This window comes from Streptomyces sp. JH002 (assembly GCF_050916115.1).
In the GTDB taxonomy this organism is placed as follows: domain Bacteria; phylum Actinomycetota; class Actinomycetes; order Streptomycetales; family Streptomycetaceae; genus Streptomyces; species Streptomyces xiamenensis.
In genome coordinates this window covers 1,561,107-1,578,933 of the sequence record NZ_CP087989.1, presented here as the reverse complement: position 1 = coordinate 1,578,933, position 17,827 = coordinate 1,561,107, and the positions used below count along the sequence as shown (strand labels likewise).

The window sequence follows — 17,827 nt, the reverse complement described above, 5'->3', positions numbered from 1 at the left end:
TGCGAAGGACCGGGGCGCGAGCGGTGTCGCTCGCGCCCCGGTCCCGTCGTCCTCACGGTCTGGGCCCGCCGCTCAGGCCAGGCTGTCCCGCCAGGCCCGGTGCAGGTCCGCGAAACGGCCGGTGCCCGCGATCAGATCGGCCGGCTTGCCGTCCTCCACGATGCGGCCACCCTCCATCACCAGGACCCGGTCCGCGATCTCCACCGTCGACAGCCGGTGCGCGATCACCACCGCCGTACGGCCGCGCAGCACCGTCTCCATGGCGTCCTGCACCGCCTTTTCGCCCGGGATGTCCAGCGAGGAGGTCGCCTCGTCCAGGATCACCACCGACGGGTCGGCCAGCAGCACCCGCGCGAAGGCCACCAGCTGCCGCTGCCCGGCCGAGATCCGGCCGCCCCGCTTGCGGACATCCGTGTCGTAGCCGTCCGGCAGGGCCGTGATGAAGTCGTGCGCGCCGATCGCCTTCGCGGCCCGCTCGATCTCCTCGCGGTCGGCATCCGGCTTGCCGATGGCGATGTTCTCCGCGACGGTGCCGGAGAACAGGAACGCCTCCTGCGTCACCATCACCACCCCGCGCCGCAGCTCGGCGAGGGTCAGATCGCGCAGGTCCGTACCGTCCAGCAGCACCCGGCCCTCGGTCGGGTCGTAGAACCGCGCCAGCAGCTTGGCCAGCGTCGACTTGCCGGCCCCGGTGGTCCCCACCAGCGCCGTGGTCTGCCCGGCGGGCAGGGTCAGCTCGAAGGTGGGCAGCACCTCGCCGCCCGTGCGGTACGCGAACCGGACGCTTTCGAAGACGACCTCGCGCCCCGGCTGTCCGGCCGGGCGCTCCGCGGGCGTACGCGGCGCCTCGGGCTCCGGCACGTCCGGGCGCTGGTGCAGCAGTCCGGCGATCTTCTCCAGCGAGGCCGTCGCCGACTGGTAGTTGTTCAGGATCATCGCGAACCGGTCGATCGGGTCGTACAGCCGCCGGATGTACAGCGCTCCGGCCGCCAGCGCGCCCAGCTCCATGTCGCCCGACGCCACCCGGTACGCGCCCCACATCACGATCGCCGCCACCCCGGTGGCCGCGATCATCCGCGACAGCAGGACGAAGCGCGCCATCTCCAGGATGGTGTCCCCGTTCACCCGCTCGTGCTGCCGGTTCAGCACCGCGAAACCGGCGTCGTTCACGGACTCGCGGCGGAACGCCTTCACCGGCCGGATGCCGTTCAGGGTCTCGGAGAACTTCACGATCACCTTGGCGATCGCGGTGGAGCGGCGGCTGAACCGCTCGGCCGAACGCCGCCGGTAGTTCTGCACCAGGAACAGCAGCGGGATGAACGACAGCAGCGCCGCCCCGCCCAGACCCAGGTCCAGATAGAACAGCAGCGCGCCGATGTACACCACGGACACCAGCACCATCAGCATTTCCTGGAGTCCTTCGTCCAGGAGTTCGCGCAGCGACTGCACATCGGTGGTGGCGCGGGAGATGAGGCGGCCCGAGGTGTAGCGGTCGTGGAAGTCCAGGCTGAGCGCCTGCGCGTGCCGGTAGATCCGGCCGCGCAGATCCAGCAGGACGCGCTGGCTGATCCGGGCCGCCATCCGGATGAAGATGTGCTGGAGGGCACCGCCGCCCACCGCGCACAGCAGGTACGCGAGGGCCACCGCGATCAGCGGGCCGTAGTTGTCGTTGTCGCGGACGGCCGGAACGCCCCGGTCGATGGCGTAGGCGACCAGCAGCGGCGTGCCCTGCACTGCCGCCTGCTGGGCGAGCAGCACGATCGCGGCCAGCGCCACCCGCACCTTGTGCGGACGCAGCAGCGAGAACAGCAGCTCGCGCGGCGCGCTGCGGGGCGCGGGGAGCCGGTCCTGGGCGATGGGGTCGGGGGCGGCCGGCGGCGGTGTCCGCCGCAGACCGCCTGCGCTCTCCTCGGTGGTGGTGGCGGTGGTGGTGCTCATCGGACGGTGACCTCTTCGGGCTCGGACGGTCCGCTGTGGGCCGTGCCGGTCATCAGCAGCCGGTATTCGGCGTTGTCGCGCAGCAGTTCGGTATGGGTGCCCACGGCGGTGATCCGGCCGCCGGACAGCAGCGCGACCCGGTCGGCCAGCTGCACGGTGGAGGGGCGGTGGGCGACGACCAGCGCGGTGGTGGTGGCCAGCACCTCGCGCAGCGCCGCCTCCACCTTGGCCTCGGTGTGCACGTCGAGGGCGGACAGCGGGTCGTCCAGCACCAGGAAGCGGGGCCGACCGACCACCGCGCGGGCCAGTGCGAGCCGCTGCCGCTGGCCGCCGGACAGGCTCAGGCCCTGCTCACCGACCTCGGTGTCGGCACCGTGCGGGAGCGCGCCGACGAAGCCGCCGGCCTGGCTGATGCCCAGCGCCCGCTCCAGCGCGGCGTCGGGTGTGCCGCCGCCCTCGTCGGGCGAGCCCATCAGGATGTTCTCCCGGACGGAGGCGGAGAACAGAGTCGGCTCCTCGAAGGCGACCGCGACCCGCTCGCGCACCTCGCGCAGCGGCAGGGTGGCCACGTCCGTGCCGTCCAGGGTGATCCGTCCCGAGGTGACCTCGTGCAGCCGGGGAACCAGCGCGGTCAGCGCGGTCTTGCCGCTGCCTGTGCCGCCGACCAGCGCCATGGTCTCGCCGGGGCGGATGTGCAGGTCGATGCCGTCCAGCACGGCCGGGGCGTCGGGCGGGGCGTCGGGGAAGCGGAAGACGACCCGCTCGAAGCGGATGCCCTCGTCCGTCCCCGCGCCCCCGTCCCCCTGCGGCTCGCGGGCCCGCTCCGGCGGCACCTCGACGTCCATCACCTCGAAGAACCGGTCCGTGGCGGCCGCCGTGTCATTGGTCATGGCCAGCAGGAAGCCGATCGACTCCACCGGCCAGCGCAGCGCCATCGCGGTGGCCATGAACGCCACCAGGGTGCCGGCGGTCAGCCCGCCGTCGGCGACCTGGAGCACCCCGATGATCAGGATGGCGCCCATGAACAGCTCGGGCAGCGTCATGATGAACGTCCAGATCCAGGCCAGCAGCTTGGCCTTGCGGATCTCGGTGTCCACCAGCCGCTGGGAGAGCGCCTGGAACGCCTGCGCCTGGCTGCGGTGCCTACCGAAGCCCTTGATGACCCGGATACCGAGGATCGACTCCTCCACCAGGGTGGTGAGGTCGCCCATCTGGTCCTGGGCGCGGCGGGCCACCACCGAGTACTTGGTCTCGAAGACCATGCACAGGATGATCAGCACCGGCACGGGGGCCATCAGGACGAGGCCGAGCGTCCACTGCTGGGAGAGCAGGATCACGCAGCCGATGACGATGGTGGCGGTGTTGACGATCAGGAAGGTGAGCCCGAAGGCGAGCCACATGCGCAGCAGCTGGAGGTCTCCGGTGCCCCGGGAGAGCAGCTGCCCGGTCGCCCACCGGTCGTGGAAGGACACCGGCAGCCGCTGGACGTGCTGGTAGAGGTCGGCGCGCAGCGCGGCCTCCACCCGGGTGAGCGGGCGGGCCACCAGCCACCGCCGCAGCCCGAACAGCAGCGCCTCGATCAGGCCCACCACCAGCAGGACGGTGCCGCCCAGCCACACCCCGGTGGTGTCCCCGTCGGCGACCGGGCCGTCCACGATCCACTTGAGGATCAGCGGCATGGTCAGCCCCAGGGTGGCCGCCGCGATGGCGACGGCCGCCGCGCCGAAGACCCGCACCCGCACCGGCCGCACATAGGGCCACAGCCGCAGCAGGGAACGGACGACGGAGCGCTTGGCGGCAGGGGCGGCTGGGGCGGGGGCTGTGGCAGACATCATCACCGAGCCTACGTTTAGCCACTGACACTTCCCAGCGGGTTTTTGGTCCTACGACCGGGGACGGAGGCCGTCGCGGTCATCGTCCCGCGCCGGGCGGGGGCGGCGCCTGTCGGTGGGGGCCGTTACGGTGGCGGGCATGAGTCGAACCGAAGTGCGTGAGCTCCAGGCCGCGCTGCGTACCGCGTACGACGTCGCCTTCGACCAGGAGAGCCCGGCGGGGGAGCAGGCCGAGGTGCTGGTCGACGCGCTGCGCCGGGCGCTGGTGGCGGCGCAGTCGCTGAGCGACGGGCCGGGGGAGACGGGCTGCCGTGAGCATCCGCGCGGGGCGGTGGATCCGCTGTACGGGGACCGGGAGGATCCGCTGCCGGCGGGCTGGGGGAAGTGCCTGCTGTGCAACGACCGCCGCCGCCGGGCGGGCACCAGACGGCGGGCGGGTGCCGTGCCTAACGGCCGCTGAGGCGCAGCTCGAACCAGGTCGACTTGCCGCGTGGCAACAGGTCCACGCCCCAGCGGTCGGCCAGGGCGTCGACCAGGAACAGCCCGCGGCCGTTGAGGTCCAGCTCGCGGCCGGGGGGCAGCAGGCAGGGCAGCGCCCGCGAGGGGTCGCGGATCTCCACCCGGATCCAGCCGCGCCGGCGCCGTACCAGCAGCCCGAAGCTGTGCGCCCCGGCGTGCTGGACGGCGTTGGCGGCCAGCTCGGCGGCCAGCTGCACGGCGTCCTCGGTGAGCTGCCGCGACAACAGCCAGCGGTCCCGCAGCAGGTCGCGGGTCAGCCGGCGCACGAGTGCCGCCGATTCGGGGCGGGCGGGCAGCCGTACCTCGCCGGCCGACGGGTCGGAGGTCATGTCCGCCGCCGCTCCGCTCGGTCCGCTCATGCCCATGACGTCCCGCATCGGGGTGTCCGCCGTCGCTGCCATGGGCCCATCATGACGCGCATATGCCGGGCGCGTGGGGGGTTCCGGGGTAAGTGTCCCTGGTGGGGTGACTGATCCAGCGGTGACTTCGCACATATGCCAACAGCAGATGAGGCCCCACCAGGTGTGATGACCGGGGCGGTCGGGGTTTGCCGCCGGACCCGGTGTTCCGGCGGCGCGAGGGCACGGTTGCCCGGCCCGGGCCGGATCAGCCGAAGCTGGCCTTGCCAGGACCTTCCTCGATGAAGCTGCGGAAGCCCTCGGTACGGTCCGCGGTGGCGAACAGACTTGCGAACCAGGTGCGTTCCAGGGCGAGGCCGGCGTCGATCCCGCTGTCGAGGCCGCCGTCCACGGCTTCCTTTGCGGCGCGCAGGGCGATCGCGGGGCCCTTCGCGAGCCGGGCCGCCCAGGCGTGGGCCTCCCGGTACACCTCGTCGGCGGGCAGCACCCGGTCCACCAGGCCCAGGGCGAGCGCCTCGGCAGCCTTCACCTGGCGGCCGGTGAAGATCAGGTCCTTGGCGCGGGAGGGGCCGATCAGCCGGGACAGCCGCTGGGTGCCGCCGGCGCCGGGGATCAGCCCGAGCAGAATCTCCGGCTGTCCGAGCCTGGCGTCCTCGGCGGCGAACCGGACATCGGCGCACAGGGCCAGTTCGCAGCCGCCGCCCAGCGCGTACCCGGTGACGGCCGCCACCACCGGCTTGGGGATGCGGGCCACCGCGGTGAACGCCTCCTGGAGGCCGCGGGCGCGGTCCACCATCGCGGCGTGGTCCATGGCGCGCATCTCCTTGATGTCGGCGCCCGCCGCGAAGGCCTTCTCGCCACCCCAGATCACCACCGCGCGGATGTCCTCGCGCCCGGTGATCTCGCCGGCCAGCTCCCGCAGCCGGTCCTGCAGGGCGCTGTCCAGGGCGTTCAGCGGCGGCCTGTTCAGCCGTACCGTGCCGACGCCGTCCGTGACTTCGAGGTGTGCGGTGTCCACTGTCATGCCCGCCACAGTAAGGGCTGGGACACAACGCGCGTGGGCCCCGGCCTGACCGGCCGGGGCCCACGCGGGGGAGCAGTGCGGGTTACTGGCCCGCGCCCCACTCGCTCCAGTCCATGTTCCAGCCGCTGAGGCCGTTGTCCGGGGCGAGGATGTCGTCGTTGGAGTTGATGACCTCGACCACGTCGCCGACCAGCGAGTTGTCGTAGAACCACGCGCCGTCGGTGGAGGGGTCACCGGCGCCCTGGGTGTCGCGCAGGCCGATGCAGCCGTGGCTGGCGCGGCCGTTGCCGAAGATGTCGCCGCCCCAGTAGTTGCCGTGGATGAAGGTGCCGGACTGGCTCAGCCGCATGGCGTGCGGCACGTCCGGGATGTCGTAGTCACCGTCGAAGCCGACGGTGGCGCCGTCCATCCGGGTCTCCTTGTACTTCTCGGAGATGACCATCTTGCCGTTCCAGGTCGTCATGCCGGGCGCCCCGGTGGTGACGTCGAAGGTCTTCACCTTCTCGCCGTCGCGCACGACGTCCATGGTCAGCTTGGCGTCGTCGACGGTGGTGATCTGGCTGCGGCCGATGGTGAAGTTCACGTCCTGGCTGGCGGTGCCGTACACGCCCTGCGAGCCCTCGACGCCGCGCAGCCGGAACTCCACGCCGACCTCGGTGCCCGGCTCCCAGTACTCCTGGGGACGGAAGTCCACCCGGTGGCTGCCGAACCAGTGCGGCTCGACCTCGACGGCCGGCTCGGTGGTGATGCGGATGGCGTCGGCGACCGCGGAGGTGTTCTCGATCGGCGAGTCGAAGGTGACCGACAGGATCATGCCGACGCCGTACTCGGAACCCTCGACGACCGTCCAGGAGGTGGAGAAGGTGGTGCCGGCCGCCACGGTGGTGAAGGTGGAGGTCTCGGTCGCGCTGGCGCCGTCCTTGTCCTCGGCGGTGGCGGTCACCGTGTACGCCGTGTCGTTGGCGAGGTGGTCCTGCGCCTGCCAGCCGGAGTTGTCGTCCATCAGCTCGCCCTGGACCTCGGTGCCCTCGGCGTCGGTGACGCTGACCGCGGTGAGCGTGCCGTGGTCGACGGCCACCGCGATCTCACCGGTGGTCGCCACGTCCGCGGCGCCGTCCTCGGGGGTGATGGTCAGGGATATCGCGTTCCCGGGGTCACCGCCCTTGCCGTCCTCACCGGTCTTGTCGTCGGCCGCGCTGCTTCCGCTGCACGCCGACACCGCCAGCAGCACCACTCCGAGTAGCGCCGCGACCCCGCTGGAAGCGAATCTGCCGCCCGGCCGCCTACGCACCATGCTTGCGTTCTCCCTCACTCAAACCCACACACCCCGGGGACGCCCAGCCCGATGGAAATCCCCTCTCCAGCCAGGTAATCACACTGTGCAGAGGGGAACCGCCGTGGATTGTCACCGTTCCGTCGCAGTTCGGCGCCCCGATGTCAACAGTCCTGCCGAGCGCCATGGCAAAATGCCCTAATCCGGGCAAAGGGGGGTCTGTGTGCGAGGGCTCCCCGTGGCACCGGACACCGTCAGCACACAGCAATACCACGCGACTTCAGGAGGCCGGACGTGTCCCTGACACCCCAGGACGGACGGCGCACCGAGATCTGGCCCGGACGACCCCAGCCCCTCGGCGCCCGCTTCCACACCGGGCCCGGCGGCACCCAGGGCACCAACTTCGCCCTGTGGGCGGGCGGCGCCGAGGGCGTCGAGGTCTGCCTCTTCGACGACACCGACCGCGAGACCCGCCATCCCCTGGAAGAGGTAACCCACGAGATCTGGCACGGCTTCCTCCCCGGGGTAGCGCCAGGCACCCGGTACGGCTACCGCGTGCACGGCCCCTGGGACCCGGCCGCCGGCGCCCGCTGGAACCCCGCCAAGCTGCTCCTGGACCCGTACGCCCGCGCCATCGACGGCGAATTCGCCGCACTGCCCCCCGAGGTCTACGGCCACGTCCGCGACTGGCCCCGCCAGGACGCCGCCGACACCGTGCGCGATGACCGCGACTCCGCCCCGTACGTCCCCAAGGGCGTGGTCACCGACGACCGCGAGACACCGTGGACCGACCCCTGGGCCGAGGACCGCCGCCCCAAGACCCCCTGGGCCGACTCCGTCATCTACGAGCTCCACGTGCGCGGCTTCACCATGCGCCACCCCGGCGTCCCCCCGCACCTGCGCGGCACCTACGCCGGGCTCGCCCACCCCGCGGCCCTCGAACACCTCACCTCGCTCGGCATCACCGCCGTCGAACTGCTGCCCGTCCACCAGTTCGCCCACGAGGACCACCTGCTGCGCCGCGGCCTGCGCGACCACTGGGGCTACAACTCCATCGGCTACTTCGCCCCGCACGCCGGATACGCCGCCACCGGCACCCGCGGCCAGCAGGTCGGCGAATTCCGCGACATGGTCGCCGCCCTGCACGCCGCCGGCATCGAGGTCATCCTCGACGTCGTCTACAACCACACCGCCGAGGCCGACGAACGCGGCCCCACCCTCTCCCTGCGCGGCATCGCCAACCCCGGCTACTACCGGCTCGCCGACAACCCCCGCCACTACGCCGACTACACCGGCTGCGGCAACACCCTGCACGTCGTCCAGCCCCAGGTCCTGCGGCTGATCACCGACTCCCTGCGCTACTGGGTGCAGGAGATGGGCGTCGACGGGTTCCGCTTCGACCTCGCCGCCGCCCTCGCCCGCTCCATGCACGACGTGGACATGCTCTCCCCGTTCCTCGCCGTCATCGCCCAGGACCCCGTGCTGCGCCGCGTCAAACTCATCGCCGAACCCTGGGACATCGGCAGCGGCGGCTACCAGGTCGGCGCCTTCCCCCCGCTGTGGACCGAGTGGAACGACCGCTACCGCGACACCGTGCGCGACTACTGGCGCGGCGCGCTGCCCGACGTGCGCGACCTCGGCTCCCGGCTGGCGGGATCCAGCGACCTGTACGCCTGGGGCGGCCGGCACCCGTACGCCTCCGTCAACTTCGTCACCGCCCACGACGGCTTCACCCTGCGCGACCTCGTCTCCTACGACCGCAAGCACAACGAGGCCAACGGCGAGGACAACCGCGACGGAACCGACGACAACCGGTCCTGGAACTGCGGGGCGGAGGGCGAGACCGAGGACAAGGAGATCACCGCGCTGCGCCGCCGCCAGCTGCGCAATCTGCTCAGCACCGTGCTGCTGTCCACGGGCGTGCCGATGCTGGTGGCGGGCGACGAGATGGGCCGCACCCAGCGCGGCAACAACAACGCCTACTGCCAGGACAACGAACTGGGCTGGATCGACTGGAGCGCCTCCCGCGACCCCGCCTGGCGCCCGCTGCTCGACCTCACCCGGCGGCTGATCGCGCTGCGCCGCACCCATCCGGTGCTGCGCCGCCGGGCCTTCTTCTCCGGGCGGCGGCACGGGCCGGGCGGCATGCGCGACCTGGGCTGGTTCACCGCGAGCGGGGAGGAGATGACCGAGGAGGACTGGCACCGGCCCAGCAAGACCCTGGGCATGTTCCTGTCCGGACGCGACATCCCGCAACGCGACGAGCGGGGCCGCCCGGTGACCGACGACAGCTTCCTGGTGCTGCTGCACGCCGGGGCCGAGCCCGCCCGCTTCCCGCTGCCGGGGCCGCCCTGGGCCACCGGGTACGAACTGCTCGTCGACACCTCGCGGGAGGAACAGAGCGCCCCGCCCGGCAGCCACCACGACGGCGGGGGCGAACTGCTGCTGCCGGCCCACTCGGTCCTGCTGCTGCGCGCCCTGCCCCCCGGCGCCGACACGCCCCCGATCGGGTGATGTTGCGCGGCGCGGCGGTCACCGGGCAGCAGGGTGTGCGGCATGTTGCTCAAGCGAATCACCCGCCGCGCCGCGGCTGTTGCGCTCCCCCTCGCCCTGCTGTTCACCTCGGCCGGCGCCGTCACCGGCACGACCACCGCCACCGCCGTGGTCTGCCCGGTCGTCGAGGACAGGCTGTACGCCGCCGCCGTCACGGACGTCGACCTGGACCGGATCACCCCCGACCCCGTCTACCGCGACAACTGCCGCCAGCTGTACCGCGCCGAGGGCCGCGCCCCCGAGGTCATCTTCGAGGAGGGCTTCCTGCCCTGGGACACGGTCGACGGGCAGTACGACCTGGAGGCGTACGTGCTGGAGAACCAGCACTCGCCGTTCGTCAGCGCGACCTACGACCACGACCTGTACAAGGACTTCCGCAGGACGCTCTACAACTACTACATCGACGCGCCGGGCGGCATCGACGTCAACATGACCATCGGCGACGACCACAAGTACGCCGGCCAGGTGGAGGTCGCCTTCCCCGGCGGCATCGACCGCGCCTTCATCGCCGGCGCCTGTCCGATCGACCGGACCACCCACGCCGAGATCATGGCGCAGTGCGTCGACAACCCGTACTACGACCCCTGGCGGAACTGACCGCTGTGCCACTTCTGACAGCAACCTGAGCGGCACACCTGCAAGATGCTGACGCCGCCGCCCCTCCCCGGGCCCACCGCCCCGTCCGTACCGTTCGGAGCACCGAACACGACGCCCCGACGGGCGGGCGGGGCGAACGGACGGGGAGGGGGACGCGGTGGCCGTGCGGTTCCAGCTCCTCGGCCCGCTGAGCATGACCGACGGCACCGACACCGTCGTCCTGGGGCCCTCCAAGCCGACGAACCTGCTGGCCGCGCTGCTGCTGCGGTCCAACAGCATCGTCTCGGCCGGCTACCTCCAGCAGATGATCTGGGGCGACGAACAGCCCGCCACCGCCAAGGCCGCCCTCCAGACCTGCGTGCTGCGGCTGCGCCGGCTCTTCGAACGCCAGCACGTGCTGGACACCCCCATCGAGGCGGCCCCCGGCGGCTACCGGATCACCGCCGACGAACGCACCCTGGATCTCATCGAGTTCCGCGCCCGGGTCCGCCACGGCACCGCGCTCGCCGACGACCCGGCCGCCGAACTCACCACACTGCGGCACGCGCTGACGCTGTGGCAGGGCTCCCTGCTGGCGAACGTGCGCTCGGAGACCATGCACCGCGACGAGGTGCCGCGCCTGGTGGAGGAACGGCTGCGCACCGTGGAGCGGGTCTGCGACCTGGAGCTGGCGCTCGGGAACTGCGGTGCCGCGCTGGTCGAACTGTGGAGCGCCACCCGCGCCCACCCCAGCCACGGGCGGTTCCGCGAGCAGTTGATCGAGGCGCTGTACCGCACCGGGCGGCAGTCGGAGGCGCTGAGCGAGTACCGGGGGTTCAAGGAGTACCTCCGTGACGAGCTGGGCGTGGACCCCTCGCCCGCCCTCCAGAAGCTGGAACTGGCCATCCTGCGCGGGGAGAGCCTGGGGCCCGCACCGGAGAGCGAACACACCCCGGCGCTGCCGCCCGCCCCGCTCCCGGCGGCGCTGCCCGCACCGGCCGCACCGGCCGTGCTCCTCGCCCCGAGCCCGCCCCCGGACCCGTCCCCCTCCGCCTGCGCCGCCGCGCCGCCCGCCTGGACGCCGGTGCCCTCCTTCACCGGCCGGGCCACCGAGGTCGCCGCCTTGGTGGCACGGCTGACCACCCAGCCCGGCACCGAACTCCTGTGCGGCGCCCCCGGCATCGGCAAGACCGCGCTCGCCCGCCACGTCGCCGACCTGGTGCGCGATCACTTCCCCGGCGGCTGCCGGGTCATCGACATGGCGGACCGCGGTGAGAGCGCCGCCCCCGGCGCCGGTGACGTGCCGGAGCAGATCGACGCCGACCCCCGTACCCTCCTGGTTCTCGACGATGTCGAGGACCCCGGACACGTCCGCCCGCTGCTGTCGGCCCGGCGCGGCGCCGCCACCCTCATCACCAGCCGGCGCGGCCTCGCCGCCCTCGTCGCCACCCACGGCGGGCGCGTCACCCGGCTGGACCTCTTCACCGCCGCCGAGGCGCACGCCCTGCTGCGCGCCGCGCTCGGCACCGAGCGGGTCGCCGCCGAGCCCGGCGCCGCCGCCGAACTCGCCCTGCTGTGCGGGCGCCACCCGCTCGCCCTGCGGATCGCCGCCGCCCGGCTGCTCACCCGCCCCGCCCTGCGGATCGCCGACGCGGTGGGCTGGCTCACCGGCGACCCGCTCACCCGCCTCGCCCTGCCCGACGACCCGCGGCTGTCCGTACCCCGGGTGCTGGACGGCGCGCTGGAGCGGCTGGCACCGCCGCTGCCCGCGGTGTTCGCCGCGCTGGGGCGGCTGGGCCGCGACCGGTTCCACCCCGCCGACGCGGCCACCGCCGTGGGCGCCGCCGGGACCTCCCCCCTGACCCCGTCCGAGACCGAGACCGCCCTGGAGCGGCTGGCCGACGCCGGCCTGCTGGAGGACGGGCCACCGGGCCCGTACCGCATGCACCCACTGCTGCGGGGCTACGCCAGAACCCGATACCCCGACCGAGACCCCCAGAAGGTGTGAGACAGGCATGGCCGCAGCGTTCGACACCATCGCCGGCACCCGCCCGCGCATCCGGCGCGACGTGCTGTACACCCAGACCCCGGGCGGGGTGCTGTTCCACAACGCCGACGGCGGCTTCCATCTCGCCGGGCGCACCGCGTACCGGTTCGCCACGCTGATCGTGCCGCACCTGGACGGCGGGACGCCGCTGCGCGACATCTGCGCCGGCATGGGCGAGCAGCAGCGCGCGATGGTCGCCTCGCTCGTCGGTTCGCTGTACGAACGTGACTTCGCCCGCGACGCGAAGGAACCGGCCGCCGACGACGCGGACGTGCTGCCCGAGGACATCGCGGAACGGTTCGCCGCGCAGATCGCCTACGTCGACCACTACGCGGACGACGCGCGGCGCCGCTTCGCGGCCTTCCGCGCCACCCGGGTCCTGGTGCTGGGCACCGGCGAGAGCGCGCAGTGGGCGCAGCTGAGCCTGATCAGGAACGGCGCCGCCGCCGTCACCGCGGAGCGGGTGGGCGGGCGGGTCCGGCAGGAGGCCGCCGGCCTCCCGGTCGAGGTGCGGGAGGGCACCGACCCGGCCGGCGCCGACGTGGTGCTGGTGACCGGCGACGACGCGCTGATCCGCACCCACGCGCTGCTCGCCGCGGGCCTGCCCGAGGGACAACGGGTCATCCCGGTGTGGACCTTCGGCAAGCGCGTCATCACCGGGCCGCGCGCGACGGCCGGCGGCAGCGGCTGCGTCTCCTGCGCGCTGCTGCGGCTGGGCGCCTCGCTTGACGCGGGAGCCGCCGCCGAGCGGTGGAGCGAGATCGCCGCCGGCGCGGTGGCCGAGCCGGGCACACCCGGTGACGGAGCGCTGACCGGCCCCGTCGCGGCGATGACCGGGAACCTGCTCGGCTACGAGGTGTTCCGCGCGGCGACCGGCGCGCTGCCCGCCGAGACGGACGGTCAGATCCTCGTCCAGGACCTGGAATCGCTGGACGTGGTCGCCGAACCGCTGCGCCCCCACCCGCGCTGCCAGCTGTGCGGGCCCACCGCCCCCGCCGCGGACGGACCGCCGCAGGACCTGCCCGACGCCCTGACCGTGGCCCGCACCGCGACGGTGGAATCCGCCCGGGACGCCGAGGAACTGGTGGACCGGCTCAACGCCCTGGCCACCGCGCTGGTCCGCCCGCACGCCGGGGTCTTCGCCCGCTACGACGACGAGTCGCTGACCCAGCTGCCGCTGAAGGTGGCCCGGGTGGAACTGCCGCTGGGCCCGGCGGGCGGGCCCCGCACCATCGCCGCCTTCGACGTGCACCACCTCGCGGGCGCCCGGCTGCGCGCGCTGCGCACGGCGGCGGCCGTGTACGTGGAACGGGTCGTCCCGGCGCCGCTGCTGCCCGGCGGTCCCGGCACGCTGCCGACGCTGCTCGCCGGTGCGGACCGTGAGGTCGCGGCGTGGAGCGCGGTCACCTCGCTGCTGACCAAGGAGCGGGCGGCCGTACCCGCCGCCGCGCTGCGCCCGTACGGCCCGCACAACCGCGACCGGCACCGGCTCACCGGCAGCGGTGGCACCGGCGCCGGGGAGACGCCGGCCGAGGCGGCCGGGCACGCGCTGCTGTCCGCGCTGGCGCAGGACGCGCTGGTCCGGGCGGTGCACGGGAACACCCGGGTCCGCCCGCTCGCGCGGGAGGACACCGACCCGGAGCTGACGTTCCTGCACACCGCCGCCGGGCGGCTCGGCCTGGAGGTGGAACTCCTGGACCTGGGCGAGGCGGAACGTTCCGGCGCCCATGTGGTCCTGGCCCGCGCCGCCGACGGCCGCTGGGCCGCCGGGGCCGACACCGGCCGCCGCGCCGCCGCCGTCACCGCGCTGCGCGACCTGCTCGGCCAGGCCCAGCTTCCCGGCGCCGACCTCGGCGACCCGCTGCTGCCCGACCTGGCCCCCGGCACCCTCACCACCACGGAGGCCGCCGCCCCGCAGGCCCCCGACACCACCCCCGAAGCCGTCCTGGACCGGCTGCGCGCGGCGGGCCGCGACGTGCTGTACACCGACACCACCCCCGCCGATCTGCGCTCCGGCGGCCTGTACACCGCCCGCGTCCTGCTGACGGAGGCCACCGCCGATGCCCAGCGCTGACGTCCCGGCACGCGCCGTGCCCGCCCGCATCCGGGAGGCGGCCGATGCCCACCGCTGAACTGGCCGCCCTGATCCGGCGGGTCCGCCCGCAGGCCGACGTGGCACCGCTGGGCCTGCACAACGCCCTGGCCGACACCTCCCCGGTCGCCGCCGACGGCACCCCCGTACGGCTCTACGGCCGGTACGCGATCGTCGGCCCCACTCCCGCGCCCGGCGGCGACCGGCCGCGCCCCTGCGCCCGCTGCCTGGAACGCCGCTGGCAGGCGGTCAGGTCGGTGGCGCTGCGGGACGCCCTGGAACTGGACCCGGCGCACCCCACCCGCGCCGCCGGGGCCTACCCGTACGCGACGCCGTTCGCCGCCGACACCCTCACCGCGCTGATCGGCGCCCGGGAGCGCGACGGCGGCCCGCACGCGGTGGTGCACCTCGTCGACCTGCAGACCCTGGGCGTACGCCGCTACCCCCTGCTGCCCGACCCCGAGTGCCCGGCCTGCGGCCGTACCGAGCCCGACACCGCGCGGGCCGCCACGCTCACCCTGCGCCCCGCGCCCAAGCACCGGCCGGGCACCTTCCGGGTGCGCCCCATCGACGCCTACGAACTGCCCACCGACGCCTACGCCAACCCGGTGTGCGGCGCGCTCGGCTCCACCGTCGTGTACGACGTGTCCTCCACCTCGACCTCCGCCACCATCGGCTGCTTCTCCATGCGGTCGGGGGAGTACCTGCGCGAGACGTTCTGGGGCGGGCACGCCGACAGCTTCGGCACCAGCGTGCGCATCGGCATCCTGGAGGGCCTGGAGCGGTACGCCGGGATGCGCGCCAGGGGCCGCACCGCCGCCGTCCGCGACAGCCTGGACGGGCTGCGCGAGCGCGGCGTCCCCGCCCTGGACCCGCGCGTCTGCGGCCTGTACTCGGACGCCTTCCACCGGGACAACCCGCACGTCCCGCCGTTCACCGCCGACCGGGTCATCCCGTGGGTGTGGGGTCACTCGCTGCGCGACCACCGGCCGCTGCTGGTGCCGGAGGTGCTGACGTACTACCACGCGCCGGGCCTGGAGAACCGTTTCGTCCAGGAGTCCTCCAACGGCTGCGCCTCCGGCGGCTCCCTGGAGGAGGCCATCTACTTCGGGCTGATGGAGGTCATCGAGCGCGACGCGTTCCTGCTGTCCTGGTACGGCCGCGCCGCGCTCCCCGAACTCGACCCGTACAGCAGCACCCGCCCCGCCACCCGCCACATGGTGGACCGGCTGGCGATGTACGGCTACCAGGCGCGGTTCTTCGACACCCGCGTCAGCTTCCCCATCCCCGTCGTCACCGGCGTCGCCGTCCGCCCGGACGGCGGCATGGGCCGGATGTGCTTCGGCGCCGGCGCCGGGCTCGACCCCGAATCGGCGCTCGACTCCGCGCTGTGCGAGATCGCCACCGACGCCGTCAACCTCCCCGGCCGCACCGTGCGCGACGAGGACCGGCTGCGCGCCATGGCCGCCGACTTCGGCCTGGTGCGGGCGCTGCACGACCACCCCCTGGTGTACGGCGTCCCGGAGATGGGCGAGCACGCGGGCTTCCTGCTGGACGGCCCGCGCGGGCCGCTGCACCCGCTGGGGGAGCGGTTCGGGGACGGCACGGTGCCCGCCGTCTCCGAGGACCTGCGCGAGGACCTGGCCGCCTGCACCGCGGCCGTCACCGGTGCCGGATTCGATGTCGTCGTCGTGGACCAGACCATGCCCGAGCAGCGCGACCTGGGCCTGACCACGGTCTCGGTGCTCGTCCCCGGCCTGCTGCCCATCGACTTCGGCTGGTCGCGGCAGCGGGCGCTCGGGATGCCGCGGATGCGCACCGCGCTGCGCGAGGCCGGGCTGCGCGCCACCGACCTGACGCCCGCCGAGTTCAACCCCGCCCCCCACCCCTTCCCCTGATCGGAGCAGACCATGGGGTACGCCCATGACTACGCGGACGCGATCATGTCGCGCGGCCGGGTGCCGATGGAGCCGGCCGACTTCGTACCCGACTGGAGCGACGGGCCGCGCAAGACCAAGCACTACCCCGGCACCGAGATCCTGCCGCTGCCCCAGGACGACGGCTTCCCGGACGACGCGACGCTCGCGCGGGGCCTGACCGGGAGCGACCGGGGAGGCGCGGGCTTCACGCTGCCGGCGCTGTCCGGGCTGCTGCGGGACTCCTACGGGCTGACCGGGCGGCGGCTCGGGGTCCAGGCCAACACCGACCTGAGCGCGCTGCCCAGCTACCCGATGGCCAACTGGTCGCGGGGCACCGCCTCCGGCGGCGGGCTCTACCCGGTCGCCGTCTACTGGGCCCCGGGCGCCGGGGGCCCCGTACTGCCGGGACTGCACTACTACTCGGCCCGGCACCACGGGATGCGGCGGCTGCTGACCGGCGATGTGACGGGGGAGATCCGGGCCGCGCTCGGGCCGGACGCCCCGGCGGCCGACAGCTACCTGCTGCTGGGCATCAAGTACTGGCAGAACGCCTTCAAGTACAACAGCTTCTCCTTCCACGCGGTGAGCATGGACCTGGGCGCCCTGCTCGGCACCTGGCGGATGTGGGCGCGGGCGCGGGGCCTGGAGATCGAGCCGGCGCTGTGGTTCGACGAGGCGCGGCTGCAACGGCTGCTGGGCGTCGAGGCGGAGGCGGAGGGCGTCTTCGCGGTGGTGCCGCTGTCGTGGGCGGGCGGCGGAACCCGCCCCGAGCCGCCCGCTCCCGCACCGGGCTCCGTGTCGGTGCGCCACCGGGACGCCGAACGCTCCCGCACCGTCCTCGGCTTCGACGCGCTGCGCAAGATGCAGCGCGCGACGGCGGCGGGGGCCACGGACCACCCGGCGCCCGGCGCGCTCGCCCCCGCCGCCGCGCGTCCGCCGGCGCCCGGAGGCGCGGTGTGCGACCTGCCAGCGGCCGCGCCACTGACCATGACCGTACGGGGCGCGCTGCGGGCCCGGCGCAGCAGCTTCGGCCGGTTCGCCGCCCAGCGCCCGCTGAGCGCCGCCCAGCTGACGGCGGCGCTGGCCGCCGCGCACGCGGGCGCCTCGCTCGGCGGCGACTCGGCCGCGGCGGGCGGCGGGCCCGGGCTGGCCACGCTGTACGCCTTCGTCAACCACGTCGACGGGGTGGAGCCGGGGGCGTACGCCTACGACCCGGAGCACGGCGCGCTGCGCCTGGTGAGTGCCGGGCCGCCGGGACCGTTCCTCCAGAAGAACTACTTCCTGTCCAACTACAACCTGGAACAGGCGGGCGTGGTCCTGGTGCCCACCCTGCGCACCCACGCGGTCCTGGACGCCGTCGGCGACCGCGGCTACCGCGTCGTGAACGCCACGGTGGGGGCCATCGCCCAGGCCACCTACACGGCCGCGGCGGCGCTGGGCATCGGCTGCGGGGTGGCGCTCGGCTTCGACAACATCTCCTACCGCGAGGAACTCGACCTGCTGGGCACCGACGAGGCCCCGCTGCTGATCATGCTCCTCGGCCACGAGCGCCCCGCACCCGCCGACTTCCGCTACGAGATCGCCTGACGGACCGAAGGAGACCACCCCCGTGCGGAGCACTCCCCACCCCCCGCCCCCGGCCCCGGCGACGGCGGACGGTTCCCCCAGGAGCCACCGCCGGGCCGGGTCCGGCCC

Annotated in this window: 12 protein-coding genes; 7 read left to right on the top strand and 5 right to left on the bottom strand. The window is 73.9% G+C overall.

Annotated elements, in window-relative coordinates:
* Window positions 1-72 precede the first annotated feature (72 nt).
* Complete coding sequence (locus H7827_RS06685; RefSeq protein ID WP_432743395.1) at window positions 73-1,938, bottom strand: ABC transporter ATP-binding protein; 1,866 nt, start codon at window positions 1,936-1,938, stop codon at window positions 73-75.
* On the bottom strand, window positions 1,935-3,770 hold the full coding sequence (locus H7827_RS06680) for an ABC transporter ATP-binding protein (protein WP_432743393.1): 1,836 nt from the start codon (window positions 3,768-3,770) through the stop codon (window positions 1,935-1,937). Before H7827_RS06680 ends, H7827_RS06685 begins: the two co-directional genes overlap by 4 nt.
* A gap of 139 nt (window positions 3,771-3,909) precedes the next feature.
* Between H7827_RS06680 and H7827_RS06675 the strand changes: the two genes are divergently transcribed.
* Entirely contained in the window at window positions 3,910-4,230 is a 321-nt protein-coding gene (locus tag H7827_RS06675; RefSeq protein WP_030733718.1) for a hypothetical protein, read from the top strand.
* On the opposite strand, the gene H7827_RS06670 is transcribed toward H7827_RS06675, so the two are convergent.
* The 3 genes from H7827_RS06670 to H7827_RS06660 form a co-directional block, all read right to left on the bottom strand.
* Window positions 4,217-4,690, bottom strand: a complete 474-nt coding sequence (locus H7827_RS06670; RefSeq protein WP_432743390.1) for an ATP-binding protein — start codon at window positions 4,688-4,690, stop codon at window positions 4,217-4,219. The two genes, H7827_RS06675 and H7827_RS06670, sit on opposite strands and share 14 nt — an antisense overlap.
* A 205-nt stretch (window positions 4,691-4,895) precedes the next feature.
* A complete protein-coding gene (locus H7827_RS06665) occupies window positions 4,896-5,672 on the bottom strand; it encodes an enoyl-CoA hydratase/isomerase family protein (RefSeq protein ID WP_432743389.1) in 777 nt (258 codons plus the stop codon).
* Window positions 5,673-5,754: 82 nt separating this feature from the next.
* Entirely contained in the window at window positions 5,755-6,966 is a 1,212-nt protein-coding gene (locus H7827_RS06660; protein WP_432743387.1) for a L,D-transpeptidase, read from the bottom strand.
* A 273-nt stretch (window positions 6,967-7,239) separates the two neighbouring features.
* On the opposite strand from H7827_RS06660, the gene glgX reads away from it, so the two are divergent.
* The 6 genes from glgX to H7827_RS06630 all read left to right on the top strand — a co-directional run bounded on the left by glgX (window position 7,240) and on the right by H7827_RS06630 (window position 17,719).
* Window positions 7,240-9,459 carry a glycogen debranching protein GlgX gene (gene glgX, locus H7827_RS06655; protein WP_432743385.1) on the top strand — a complete coding sequence of 740 codons (2,220 nt, stop codon included), beginning with the start codon at window positions 7,240-7,242 and terminating at the stop codon, window positions 9,457-9,459.
* Between the two features lie 42 nt (window positions 9,460-9,501).
* Window positions 9,502-10,095 carry an ADP-ribosyltransferase gene (locus H7827_RS06650; protein ID WP_432743383.1) on the top strand — a complete coding sequence of 198 codons (594 nt, stop codon included), beginning with the start codon at window positions 9,502-9,504 and terminating at the stop codon, window positions 10,093-10,095.
* A gap of 163 nt (window positions 10,096-10,258) precedes the next feature.
* On the top strand, window positions 10,259-12,082 hold the full coding sequence (locus H7827_RS06645) for a BTAD domain-containing putative transcriptional regulator (RefSeq protein ID WP_432747946.1): 1,824 nt from the start codon (window positions 10,259-10,261) through the stop codon (window positions 12,080-12,082).
* Window positions 12,083-12,089: 7 nt separating this feature from the next.
* On the top strand, window positions 12,090-14,195 hold the full coding sequence (locus tag H7827_RS06640; RefSeq protein ID WP_432743381.1) for a TOMM precursor leader peptide-binding protein: 2,106 nt from the start codon (window positions 12,090-12,092) through the stop codon (window positions 14,193-14,195).
* A 44-nt stretch (window positions 14,196-14,239) separates the two neighbouring features.
* On the top strand, window positions 14,240-16,111 hold the full coding sequence (locus H7827_RS06635) for a TOMM precursor leader peptide-binding protein (RefSeq protein ID WP_432743379.1): 1,872 nt from the start codon (window positions 14,240-14,242) through the stop codon (window positions 16,109-16,111).
* Window positions 16,112-16,123: 12 nt separating this feature from the next.
* Window positions 16,124-17,719 carry a nitroreductase family protein gene (locus tag H7827_RS06630; protein ID WP_432743377.1) on the top strand — a complete coding sequence of 532 codons (1,596 nt, stop codon included), beginning with the start codon at window positions 16,124-16,126 and terminating at the stop codon, window positions 17,717-17,719.
* Window positions 17,720-17,827: the final 108 nt, after the last annotated feature.

Excerpts from the sequence above, each read along its gene's own strand:
- H7827_RS06640 (WP_432743381.1), top strand. The coding sequence starts at position 12,090 with ATGGCCGCAGCGTTCGACACCATCGCCGGCACCCGCCCGCGCATCCGG.
- H7827_RS06685 (WP_432743395.1), bottom strand. The coding sequence starts at position 1,938 with ATGAGCACCACCACCGCCACCACCACCGAGGAGAGCGCAGGCGGTCTG.
- H7827_RS06630 (WP_432743377.1), top strand. The coding sequence starts at position 16,124 with ATGGGGTACGCCCATGACTACGCGGACGCGATCATGTCGCGCGGCCGG.
- H7827_RS06665 (WP_432743389.1), bottom strand. The coding sequence starts at position 5,672 with ATGACAGTGGACACCGCACACCTCGAAGTCACGGACGGCGTCGGCACG.
- H7827_RS06670 (WP_432743390.1), bottom strand. The coding sequence starts at position 4,690 with ATGGCAGCGACGGCGGACACCCCGATGCGGGACGTCATGGGCATGAGC.
- H7827_RS06650 (WP_432743383.1), top strand. The coding sequence starts at position 9,502 with ATGTTGCTCAAGCGAATCACCCGCCGCGCCGCGGCTGTTGCGCTCCCC.
- H7827_RS06660 (WP_432743387.1), bottom strand. The coding sequence starts at position 6,966 with ATGGTGCGTAGGCGGCCGGGCGGCAGATTCGCTTCCAGCGGGGTCGCG.
- H7827_RS06680 (WP_432743393.1), bottom strand. The coding sequence starts at position 3,770 with ATGTCTGCCACAGCCCCCGCCCCAGCCGCCCCTGCCGCCAAGCGCTCC.
- H7827_RS06675 (WP_030733718.1), top strand. The coding sequence starts at position 3,910 with ATGAGTCGAACCGAAGTGCGTGAGCTCCAGGCCGCGCTGCGTACCGCG.
- H7827_RS06635 (WP_432743379.1), top strand. The coding sequence starts at position 14,240 with ATGCCCACCGCTGAACTGGCCGCCCTGATCCGGCGGGTCCGCCCGCAG.